The sequence below is a fragment of the Corynebacterium suranareeae genome (assembly GCF_002355155.1).
Classification (GTDB): domain Bacteria; phylum Actinomycetota; class Actinomycetes; order Mycobacteriales; family Mycobacteriaceae; genus Corynebacterium; species Corynebacterium suranareeae.
Map to the genome: position 1 here is coordinate 2,220,246 of NZ_AP017369.1, position 11,894 is coordinate 2,232,139.

At 52.0% G+C, this 11,894-nt stretch carries 9 protein-coding genes; 2 read left to right on the top strand and 7 right to left on the bottom strand.

From position 1 onward, the window contains the following. Positions 1-21: 21 nt before the first annotated feature. The 7 genes from N24_RS10380 to rimP all read right to left on the bottom strand — a co-directional run bounded on the left by N24_RS10380 (position 22) and on the right by rimP (position 8,173). Positions 22-1,329, bottom strand: coding sequence for an MATE family efflux transporter (locus N24_RS10380; protein WP_096456710.1), 1,308 nt, complete (start codon positions 1,327-1,329; stop codon positions 22-24). Continuing rightward, positions 1,322-2,320: a DHH family phosphoesterase gene (locus N24_RS10385; protein WP_096456712.1), complete on the bottom strand. Its 999-nt coding sequence runs from the start codon at positions 2,318-2,320 to the stop codon at positions 1,322-1,324. The genes N24_RS10380 and N24_RS10385 overlap by 8 nt, the downstream gene beginning before the upstream one ends. A gap of 4 nt (positions 2,321-2,324) precedes the next feature. After that, on the bottom strand, positions 2,325-2,774 hold the full coding sequence (rbfA, locus tag N24_RS10390; RefSeq protein ID WP_096456714.1) for a 30S ribosome-binding factor RbfA: 450 nt from the start codon (positions 2,772-2,774) through the stop codon (positions 2,325-2,327). A gap of 207 nt (positions 2,775-2,981) precedes the next feature. Then, entirely contained in the window at positions 2,982-5,942 is a 2,961-nt protein-coding gene (gene infB, locus N24_RS10395; protein ID WP_096456716.1) for a translation initiation factor IF-2, read from the bottom strand. Positions 5,943-6,058: 116 nt separating this feature from the next. After that, complete coding sequence (locus tag N24_RS10400; protein ID WP_096456718.1) at positions 6,059-6,397, bottom strand: YlxR family protein; 339 nt, start codon at positions 6,395-6,397, stop codon at positions 6,059-6,061. 207 nt (positions 6,398-6,604) lie between these two features. Further along, complete coding sequence (gene nusA / locus N24_RS10405; protein ID WP_096456720.1) at positions 6,605-7,603, bottom strand: transcription termination factor NusA; 999 nt, start codon at positions 7,601-7,603, stop codon at positions 6,605-6,607. A gap of 33 nt (positions 7,604-7,636) precedes the next feature. Next, entirely contained in the window at positions 7,637-8,173 is a 537-nt protein-coding gene (gene rimP / locus N24_RS10410) for a ribosome maturation factor RimP (RefSeq protein ID WP_096456722.1), read from the bottom strand. Positions 8,174-8,227: 54 nt separating this feature from the next. On the opposite strand from rimP, the gene N24_RS10415 reads away from it, so the two are divergent. Continuing rightward, positions 8,228-9,049 carry a hypothetical protein gene (locus N24_RS10415; protein WP_096460058.1) on the top strand — a complete coding sequence of 274 codons (822 nt, stop codon included), beginning with the start codon at positions 8,228-8,230 and terminating at the stop codon, positions 9,047-9,049. A 1,161-nt stretch (positions 9,050-10,210) separates the two neighbouring features. Continuing rightward, a complete protein-coding gene (locus tag N24_RS10420; RefSeq protein ID WP_096456724.1) occupies positions 10,211-11,812 on the top strand; it encodes a peptide ABC transporter substrate-binding protein in 1,602 nt (533 codons plus the stop codon). The last annotated feature ends 82 nt before the right edge of the window (positions 11,813-11,894 follow it).

Genomic DNA, 11,894 nt, shown 5'->3' on the forward strand with positions numbered 1-11,894 from the left:
ATGGTTTACCACGCGCCGATTTTAATGAGCCCATTTCATTGATTGGAACCGCCAAATCACGGCAAACAAGCGGATCAGGATAAACGCCAACAACCCGCACCACACGCCAGTTAAACCAGCATCAACTGCATAAGAAATCCAGACACCTGGCAAAAATCCTAAAACGACCGCCAATACCGAAGCATTTCTTAAAAACACAGCGTCTGAGGCACCCAACAGCACACCGTCGATAGCAAAGACAATGCCACCCAAAATAATCATCGCCACCATGATCCACCATGGCGAACTAATTGCTTCTAGCACTGCAGTGTCTTGAGTAAAAATTCGCGGAATCCACGAGTGAAGGATTAAGAAGATGATGCCCAACCCAGCAGCGAACACAAGTGAATACTTGATTACTTGATTACCCACGCGCCTGGCTATACGTGCAGACCCAGCTCCTAGGGCAGCGCCTGTGAGGGTTTGTGCTGCAATAGCCAAAGAATCTAAAACAAGCGTGATGAAATTCCACAATTGCAGCAACACTTGGTGTGCTGCCAACGACGCAGTTCCAAACCGTGCAGCCACGGCAGCAGCTGAAAGGAAAGCAACCTGGAAAGACAACGATCGCATAATCAGGTCACGTCCAAGCACTAACTGGTTTTTCATTACTTTCCAGTCTGGCGCCCACGACCCTTGATGGTGTTTTAGTAATGCACCGAGAAAAAGTGCAGCGGTAATTGCTTCTGCAACGAGATTGGCCCATGCAGACCCAACAAGGCCAAATTTGGCCACAAAAATAGGGATCATAATCGCTCCGGGAATCACACCACTGAGTGTGAAATACAACGGCAATTTGGTGTTTTGGATACCACGAAGCCAGCCATTTCCAGCCATGATTATGAGCACCAAAGGCACTGCGAAAGCCGCGACCCGTAACCAATGAGCTGCCTCTGAAGCTACCTGCTCATCACCGCTTAGCCACATCGCAAATGTCGGAGCACCAATTAGCATCACCGTTAAAATTCCAAGCCCCACAAATAACGCGACCCAGGTAGCCTGCACACCTTCCGCAATCGCACCAGCCCTATTACCCGTGCCAAAAATTCTGGATGATCTTGCGGTAGTGCCATAGGACAAAAATGTCAGCTGTGTGGTTACTTGAGCTTGAATTGTGGTTGCAGCACCCAAAGCTGCCAATTCGAAACCACCTAAGGTGCCAACAACCGCTGTATCTAATAAAAGATACAGCGGCATTGCAGCGAGCACGCCTAATGCAGGAAAAGCAAGACCAAAAATTTGCTTCGCTGAAACCTCCGGTACTGCGCCCTCAAAACTTTTCTCAGACATCAATATGCGCCGAGCTTCTAAGCGACTCCCCCAATGTGACAGTAGCTTCGATCAACGTATCTAAAGCTTCGATTTCTGAACCGCGTGCGGTGTATCCTGCAGCCGGAATGTGCCCTCCACCACCGAGGTGCACAGCTAAAGAAGCAACACTTAAATGAGATGAACGCAAAGACACGGTATAGACGCCGCGTTCATATTCCTTAAACACTGCCCCGAAGTCAGCTCCATCTACAGCCCGGACCATTTCGATTAATCCCTCAACCACTGCCCGCGAACGACCGTTAATTGTGTCAAAATCTGCGATGAGAACAGCCAAGGTATATGGCCCTGCTTCTTTAAGCTCAATCTTGGACACGATCTGACCGACAAGACGCAGATCATCAACTGATGTTTGATCCAGTAATTCAGCAGAGATCGACCGAATGTCTAGGCCAAACTCCATCAGTTCTTTAGCCATATCGTGCATTACAGGGCGACCCCACCTGAAGCACCCAGTATCGGTTAAAAGACCTGCATAAAGGCCATGTGCGATGTCGGGCGTAATTTGAATCGACATCGCATCAAACCAGTCATACAAAATCGTGGTGGTGGATTCTGCGTCCACATCGATTAAGTTAATAGTGCCAAAACCAGGATTTGTCGCATGATGGTCAACCACCAACACCTTATCGCTGTTATCAACGATGAAGCTTTCAAATGCTCCAGTGCGCTCAATCGAACCACAATCAACAACGATGTAAAGGTCTGCATCCGGCAAAGTCTCACCGAAGATGATCTCAGCCGCACCCGGGATGGTCAGCAAATTTTCCGTCATCGGGTCAACCTGACCGATTGCTCCAAAAACTTCTTTGCCTAATTGCTTGAGCGCTGCCACAGTGGAAGCCACACTGCCAATTGCATCAGCATCTGGGCGCAAATGTCCTATAACACCAATGGTGTGGGCAGTTTCAACCAGATCTGAGGCTGCATGAAATTGACTATTATCCGGCACGAGGTTATTCCTCAGATTCGGACTTGGTGGACGTCTTGTATGGATCAGCATCTCCAGCCGGAACTGCGCCTTCACGCAATTTGGCAAGCTCTTCATCGCGTTTGCGTGCTCGCTCAAGCAATGCTTCCATGTGTGCAGATGCCTCAGGGACAGTATCTACGTTGTAGGTCAGGTTGGGTGTGAAGCGAACACCTAATTGCTGTCCGACAATCTTCCTGAGCTGGCCACGGGCGCGGTGCAGTGCCTCTGCTGCTGCTTCTAAATCTGGTTCTTCATCAATGGAAGCTCCACGAACGGTGTAGAACACCTTTGCGTCATGTAGATCACCGGTCATGGTCACATCTGTGATTGTGACATACTCCAGTCGGCGGTCCTTGATATCGCGTTCGATTGCGCTGGCCACGATAGTTTGAATTCGTTTTGCCATTCGAGCTGCGCGGGCGTTGTCAGCCATGGTGGACCACTCCTAATCTTCACAGAGTTTAGATAATTCTTTTGGAATTCTACCCTGAATTGGAAAAAATTTTCTTTAATGTTCATACCCTGTAGTTCTTCTTAAAAGCAGAAAGAACTAACGGGTGGGCAAAGGGGCTGGCTTTCCAATGGAAAACCAGCCCCAACTGCGATACCCGGAGCTAGTTAAACCCTGGGTAAAGAATGCTTAAGCTTCGCGTGGAACCTCAACCATTTCATAGACCTCGATCTTGTCATCGACAGAGATGTCTGGGTAGGACAAAACCATACCGCACTCGTAGCCTGCAGAGACTTCGGTGACATCGTCTTTTTCACGACGCAAGGACTCGATCTTTGCATTTTCTGCAATGACGTTGCCATCGCGAGTAATGCGGACGGTGGCGTTGCGGCGCACCTTTCCATCTTCAACCATGCAACCTGCGATGAGGCCAACAGCGGATGCCTTGAAGATCGCGCGGATCTCAGCATGACCAATGACGCGCTCTTCGTAGATTGGCTTGAGCATGCCCTTTAGAGCTGCCTCAACCTCTTCGATAGCACGGTAGATGATCGTGTAGTAACGAACATCGACGCCTTCTGCGTTAGCTTCCTCAGTCGCCTTGCCTTCAGCGCGAACGTTGAAAGCAATGATGACTGCGTCAGATGCTGCTGCAAGGGTGACGTTGGTCTGGGTAACTGCACCCACACCGCGGTCGATGATGTTGAGCTGGACTTCATCATCCATCTCAATCTTCAGCAGGGCTTCTTCCAGTGCTTCCACGGAACCTGCGTTGTCGCCCTTAAGGATGAGGTTAAGGGTGCTGTGTTCCTTAAGAACTGCATCCAGATCCTCGAGGGAAACGCGCTTGCGGGAGCGTGCTGCCAAAGCGTTGCGCTTGCGGGCATTGCGCTGGTTAGCAATCTGACGTGCAATGCGGTCATCTTCAACAACCAAGAGGTTGTCGCCGGCACCTGGGACACCATTGAGACCCTGTACCTGGACAGGGCGGGATGGCCCTGCTTCTTCCACATCGCGACCGTACTCATCCACCATGCGGCGGACGCGTCCGTAGGTATCACCTGCAACGATGGAATCACCGATGCGCAGGGTACCGCGCTGGACGATAACGGTAGCCACTGGTCCACGACCGCGGTCGAGGTGAGCTTCAATAGCAACACCCTGTGCGTCCATTTCTGGGTTAGCAACAAGATCTAGCTCAGCATCTGCGGTCAGGCAGATGGAGGCAAGCAGATCATCGATGTGCAGTCCCTGCTTTGCAGAGATGTCAACGAAGATGGTGTCGCCGCCGTACTCTTCAGGGATCAATCCATATTCGGTCAGCTGACCACGGATCTTCTCTGGAGAAGCCTCTGGCTTATCAATCTTGTTCACTGCAACCACGATTGGCACTTCAGCGGCCTTAGCGTGGTTGATTGCTTCCACAGTCTGAGGCATAACGCCGTCGTCTGCTGCAACAACCAAAACTGCGATGTCTGTGGACTTAGCACCACGGGCACGCATTGCGGTGAAGGCCTCGTGACCTGGGGTATCCAGGAAGGTGATGGTGCGTTCGACGTCTTCAACATTGACCTTGACCTGGTATGCGCCAATGCCCTGGGTAATGCCGCCGGCCTCGTCAGAACCAACATTGGCCTTACGGATTGTGTCCAGCAAGCGGGTCTTACCGTGGTCAACGTGACCCATGACGGTAACCACTGGAGGACGCTTAGCCAGGTCGGTCTCATCGCCTTCGTCTTCACCGAATTGCAGATCGAAGCTTTCGAGCAGCTCACGGTCTTCATCTTCTGGGGAGACAACCTGAACCTTGTAGTTCATTTCCTCACCGAGCAGCTGCAATGTTTCATCAGAAACTGAAGCAGTTGCGGTGACCATTTCACCCAGGTTGAACAAAGCCTGAACCAATGCTGCTGCATCTGCGCCGATCTTCTCAGCGAAGTCAGACAAAGAAGCACCACGCGCGAGGCGGATGGTTGCACCCTTACCGTCTGGCAAACGAACGCCACCAATGACGTTCGGTGCCTGCATTGATTCGTACTCGTTACGCTTCTGACGCTTCGACTTACGTCCCTTACGTGGAGCACCACCTGGACGTCCGAATGCACCTGCGGTACCGCCACGACGACCGCCACGACCTGCACCGCCGCCAGTTCCGCCACCGCGGTTGAATCCGCCTGCGCCGCCGGCTTGACCGCCACGACCGCCCTTGCCAGGTGCCTTAGCAGGCATCTGTCCTGGGGTTGGAGGCATCATTGCTGGTGATGGACGACGTCCGCCACCTTGACGTTCCTGTGATGGAGCTCCTTGAGCACCCTGTGCGGATCCACCTTGAGGACGTGGTCCTCCCTGTGGGCGTCCGCCACCCTGTGGGCGTGGTCCACCGGAGCCAGCACCTTGGCGTTGTCCGCCACGGTTGCCTTGTCCGCCACCTTGACCATCACGCTGTCCACCTGGGCGTCCGCCACCCTGTGGGCGAGGTCCACCTCCTGGACGTGGGCCGCCACCTGGGCGTGGAGCTGGACGCTCACCGCCACCAGTGGAAAATGGGTTGTTTGCTACACGTGGTGCGCGTGCACCTGGTTTAGGTGCAGGTTTACCCATTGGGCGTGGCATGCCACTTGGGCGTGGTGCCTCAGCGCCTGGCTTTGCAGGTTCTGCCTTCTTTGCGGCATCGCCTGGGGTTGGGCCAGAAAATGATGGCTTCGCCGCTGGTTCAGGCTTCTTTGCACCTGGTTTTGGTGCATTACCTGGCTTAGGCGCTGCAGCAGCTGGGCTCGGTGTTGCGCCTGGCTTAGCACCGGCTGGAGTTGCAGGTGTAGCAGGCTTCTTTGCACCTGGCTTTGGTGCAGCAGATGCTGGGGTTGGTGCAGATTTAGCAGCTGGTTTTGGTGCAGCGCCTGGCTTAGGTGCTGCCGCAGCTGGTTTTGGTGCAGATGCTGCAGGCTTGGTTGCTGCAGGCTTCGCAGCGGTGTCGGACTTATCCGAACCGCTCGAACCGTAGTGCTCCTGCATCCTCTTCACAACTGGGGGTTCAATTGTGGATGATGCGGTTTTAACAAACTCGCCTTTTTCCTTAAGGGTGGCAAGTAGTTCCTTGCTGGTAATACCGAGTTGCTTAGCAAGCTCATGTACACGTAGCTTTCCGGGCACTTCTCTCCTCTAGTTTTTGCCAGAGGATCGAAGGCCTTTATAAGAAAAGTAACCTTGACCTCTAGCGTTGATTATTGACGTTCATCGCTGATGCTTCATCGTGTGCTCATCAGTGTTCAGTCTTCCTTACAAATATCGGGTCCGGCGTTTTCCGCCAGGTACGTGCGTACGTGACCTGTATCCACTGGTGTGGACACCCTCAGCGCACGGCCAAAGGCACGACGCTGTTCAGCAAGGTCCAGTGCGTCGATGGAAGGGGTCAACCATGCTCCTCTCCCAGGCATCCGACGCTTCGGATCTGGGAGGATTACTCCTGGAAATTCCAAGGATGAAACCACACGGAGCAATTCGCGGTCAGGCTTACGCTCCCTTGTGGCAATGCAAGTACGGATCCGAATTGAAGTGCTGCTAGAAAAATGTCCAGATGAAGCTTCAACTGCATCGTCATGGACCATCTGCTGCGTTCAATTCCTTTCACCGGTGTTGTTTAACCAGAACGTGAATACACGTCCTCCACAGCCCGCACATGGGCCTTGAACAATATTACGCTACTTTGCCCCAAAATTGGAACCTGCAACTAATCATAAAGTTGCTATACGGCCCCGATTACAGCCCAAGAGTGCGAAAACCGACGTGAGAATCTCACGTCGGTTTAAAAGTCTTTAATCGATATCGGAATGAATATCGATCTTCCAGCCGGTGAGGCGTGCTGCCAATCGAGCATTCTGACCTTCTTTACCGATTGCTAGTGATAGCTGGTAATCAGGCACTGTTACCCGGGCAGTTTGGGCTTCTAGGTCTGTGACTTCAACGTTGACAACCTTAGATGGTGCCAGCGCATTTCCAACGAAGGTGGCTGGGTCTTCAGAGTAATCAATAATGTCGATCTTCTCGCCACCAAGCTCGCGCATGATATTGGACACACGTTGACCGCGTGGTCCGATACATGCTCCCTTTGCGTTGAGGTTTTTCACCTTGGCTTGGACTGCCACCTTGGAGCGGTGGCCGGCTTCGCGGGAGATCGCCACGATTTCTACAGAACCATCGGCAACTTCTGGGATTTCCAGTTCAAACAGTCGGCGTACCAGCTCAGGGTGGGTACGGGACAGGTTGATCTGGATGTCGGTGTTTCCTTTACCAACGCCAACAACGTAGCACTTTACGCGGTCGCCGTGCTTGAGTTTTTCACCTGGGATCTGCTCTGCTGGCAGCAACACACCATCTTGGTTGTCAGCTTCGGTACCGAGCTGGACAATGATAATTCCGCGTTCCGCTGCGTGTGCATCAGCTTGAACGATGCCTGAAACTACGGTGCCTTCATAATCTGCATACGCGTCAAAAGCTCGGCTTGCTTCTGCTTCGCGCAGTGCTTTAACGATGGCATCGCGTACTGCGCGGGCGCTGACACGGCCGAAGTTTGATGGGGTGTCATCGTATTCGGAAAGTAGCTCGCCGTTTTCATCAAATTCTGAGACGATAACTTCCACTGAGCCGGTGGTGGGATCGATGTCCACGCGTGCTTTCAGGTTCTCAGACGCTTCATTTTCGCGATTGTCCATGTAGGAGTGCAAAAGTGCGGAGGCGATGGTGCGCATCAAATCATGAACAGGGATACCTTTTTCAGATTCGATGGCTTTTAAAGCCTGGACATCAATATTCACTTGTCTTCCTCTCAAGCTTCCACCACGTACTGTTTACGCGGTGGCTTCGTCGAATGTGCTTTCTGCGATGGCGATTTCATCCTGCGCAGGTTTAGCGAATTCAATTTCTACCACTGCACGAGGCGATTGTGCTAATTCCAAAGTTGTGACCTCGAGCAACTTTTTATTTCTTTCGATCAAAACAACGGCAGTTTCAGCGTCGTTAAGCGCCCCGATGCGCGCTACCCGCTTTTTGCCATCTTGATCTAGCGCAACCAAGCGACCACGGTTTCTGCGCCAGTGTCGCGGCAAAGTTAGAGGGGTGTCCACGCCCGGCGTGGACACTTCAAGCGTGTAGCCGGCACCGAAGTTGAGCTCACCACGCTGCTCGGCGGCGTCGAAAAGCTCTCCAATTTCTTGGCTGAGCACTTCCAATTGGTCAAGATCTGGACGTGAATCTGAATCCACCTTGATTGCGACTGCAGATTTAGGACCCGCTTTGGTGACCTTGAGTCCCTCTAAATCAAATTTGTGGGAAGCCACCAGTGGGTCAATAAGCGCGGAAAGTGTTTCTGGGGTTGGAAAAGCCATAAAGACAAGGATAACCTGCCGGTGTGAATGCTTGGGCTATTACACTGTGAACCCATGCGTAGGCGTATCTCTGTTGTCCTTGGTTTTTCACTTCTCACAGCCTCATTAACGGCGTGTACTCCGTCACCCAAACCGAATGAAACCTTGGCTCAGATGTATCAAGATGCGCTTTTTGATTCCCAAGCACTCGCTACATCCCAGCCGGAACTTGCATCACTGCGCACTGAGCAGGCTGAAGAATTGTTGGCTGAAATTCATCGGATTTGCGGGTTTGACGATGAGGGCACTGTTCCCGCTTCGTGCGAGGTTGAGGTACCAGCGGTTGCGATCCTCCCGGCCGATGATCCAGAACAATATTTCAGCGATAGTCAAGTAAAAATCCTTGACAATCTGGATGATATTCCGAAAGATTCCGTCACGCTGGTCATCGAGCAGTTTATTGAACAATCCAGCTTCGTACAGGGAGCGGACACCCCTGCGCTCCCCGACCTGGACCTTAGTGATGAAGAGTTCGCCACTGCTCAAGATTTGGCTGACCGTGAATTTTCTGCGGCGTGGTCACTGGGGGTTGCTTTGAGCCAAGCTCCTGAATATCAGGACGCGATTGAAACGGCCATCGATAACCATCACGAGCGCGCTTCCCTACTGCAAACCATTACCGATCTTGATACGTTCGCCGAACCCGGTTATATCAGCGAGCTACCTGCACCAACTGACCAGGCATCCGCGTTAGAGACCGTAGACGCCGTGCAAAGCAACATGCTTCAGGCCTGGCACGCAGCGGCAAGCGCTGCAACCACCGATTCCTGGCGCGTACTGTGTGCGCAAATGGCCGGCGCCACAGCGCGCGACATATCGCTTATCGACGCCTCCTAGCCGTTTCATCTACGTCACGCTAAGCACTTACCGACTGTCACAACCATCGCCTAACCTTCTTAACATTAGGCCCTACAACTCCGGATTTGTCTTCAAAATTCCAGATTCGGACCAGTTAAGGTTGACAGAATACAACGGTAGCTAGCGTTTTTGGGCGATTTGACTGGGGCATTTTCTAAAACTCCCACAAGCGACCAAATCCATAGGTCATCCGAGGGATCTTGGTCTCCAGTGCAAGTTTGCTCGCCTGGATTCTGACGTGAGCGACCAAAATCTTGGCTTCCAGAGTATTTTTTGGTCGCCAGGTGAAATACGGTGAAAATCAGCGCAAAGGTTTAAGAAAAAGTGACCTCGTAAATTCGCCCCTCACGGCCTTTCGGGCCTCAAGTGGTATAAATACTCACCGGACAACTTCGAGGCCTTAAACAGGCCGTGAACCTTCTCACGCATACAGTGGTTTCTTAATGTTGATTTCAGTCGGTTCTAGGTGATGTTCCTAGCTGCATTGAACTCATGGTCTCGAACTTAAAGCGCAAACTAGTCCCAGCCCAAGGCTGCAAAATTATGTTCTTATGGGGCGACTTCTTATGGGGCGACTTCGCTTTGAAATCAGCCCAGCGCAGTTTGATGTCGACCACGTGAAATCGCCAGTGCATCAATACCCATGACTTGGCCAAAATCTTGGAAGTGATTGATCCCCCCGCTCGAGAAAGAACCGGAGTCTAAACAAAATAAGACTTCTAGACATTGCTCAATGTGCCAGAAAACCTACTTTGCCTAATTTACTTCCACTTGCGTAATTTCCACCACTTTTGGCAATTCACCGCACCGCGAGGCGGACATTTCTCCGACCAGGCGCGCAAACGATTTCAGTTCGACTTTCCCGAGTACACATTCTGTTTACACTCTTTTGGGGGTGCACTGGATAACGATTCATCTCACAAATTTCGATCAATCTATAGAAAGAAATTTGCAAAATTGGCATAAACTCCCAGCTCGTTCAAAAAAACCTTGCAAGATAGTTAATTTTCCCTCACAAAAATTTAGGACTTAGATCTCCCTACGGTTTTGTTGTGACTCACATCGCACATAGTATTTCAATCACCGGATCCCACTCGGTCAATGGACCCAGGGGAATATTCATAACAACGGAGGTCAATCATGACTTTGAAGAAGTCTCTCGCCGTAACAACGGCGGCTGCACTTGCTCTAAGCCTTGCTGCCTGCTCATCTGATTCCTCATCAGATGGCTCTGCATCAGGTGGAGACGGTGGCGGCGACAACTACGTCCTCGTCAACGGCACCGAGCCTCAAAACCCACTCGTTCCTGGCAACACCAACGAAGTAGGTGGCGGCCGCATCGTCGATAGCCTTTTCGCAGGGCTGGTCTACTACAACATTGATGGTTCCCCAGTTAACGATGTTGCTGAGTCCATCGAGCTTGAAGGTGACAAGACCTACCGAATCACCATCAAAGAAGGACAAACCTTCACCGACGGAACCCCTGTTACGGCCGATAGCTTCGTCAATGCATGGAACTACAACGTAGCTAACTCCACCTTGTCTGCTTACTTCTTTGAATCCATTCTTGGATACGAGGAAGGCGTGGAGTCCATGGAAGGCCTCAAGGTTGTTGATGACACCACCTTTACCGTGGAGCTAACCCAACCAGAATCTGACTTCCCGCTGCGCTTGGGATACTCCGCATTCTTCCCACTTCCTGACTCTGCGCTCGAAGACATGGATGCATTCGGTGAGAACCCTGTGGGCAACGGTCCATACAAGTTGCTTGAGTGGAACCACAACCAAGATGCCACCATCGTGCCAAACGAGGATTATGACGGTGGCCGTGTAGCACAAAATGATGGCGTGAAGTTCATCTTCTACCCTACCTTCGATTCTGCTTACGCTGATCTGCTCTCCGACAACCTCGATGTCCTAGACACAATCCCAGACTCAGCTTTCTCTTCCTTTGAAGATGAGCTATCGGGACGCTCCATTAACCAGCCTTCAGCTGTGTTCCAATCCTTCACCATCCCAGAGCGTCTAGAGCACTTCTCCGGTGAGGAAGGCGCGTTGCGTCGACAAGCAATTTCTTTGGCAATCAACCGCGATGAGATCACTCAGACCATCTTCGAAGGCACCCGCACCCCTGCAACCGACTTCACCTCCCCGGTTATTGACGGCCACTCAGATTCACTTGAAGGTGCGGACGTACTGACCTACGACCCAGAGCGCGCCAAAGAGCTGTGGGCACAGGCTGACGAAATCAGCCCATGGTCCGGCGAGTTCTCTATCTCCTACAACGCCGATGGCGGCCACCAGGCATGGGTTGATGCAACTGCTAACTCAATCCGCAATACCTTAGGCATTGATGCGATTGGTAACCCATACCCAGACTTTAAGTCCCTGCGCGATGACATCACCAACCGCACCATCAACGGCGCATTCCGCACCGGTTGGCAAGCAGACTACCCATCATTGAGCAACTTCCTTGGACCGTTGTATGCAACCGGTGCAGGCTCCAACGATGGTGACTACTCCAACCCTGATTTCGACGCCAAGCTCGTTGAGGCTGCAAACGCTTCCGATGTAGATGCAGCAACCCCGCTGTACAACGAAGCACAGGAAATCCTGCTTAAGGATCTCCCTGCTATCCCAACCTGGTATCAAAACGCTGTGGGAGGCTACTCCGCCAACGTAGACAACGTGGAATTCCAGTGGAACTCACAACCTGCCTACTACCAGATCACTAAGAACTAGTAGCTCCGCAGATTCACACTCGCTCACTTGTTAGAGCATGAAAGAAAGGCCCAGGTTATGGATTCTCTCAAACCTGGGCCTT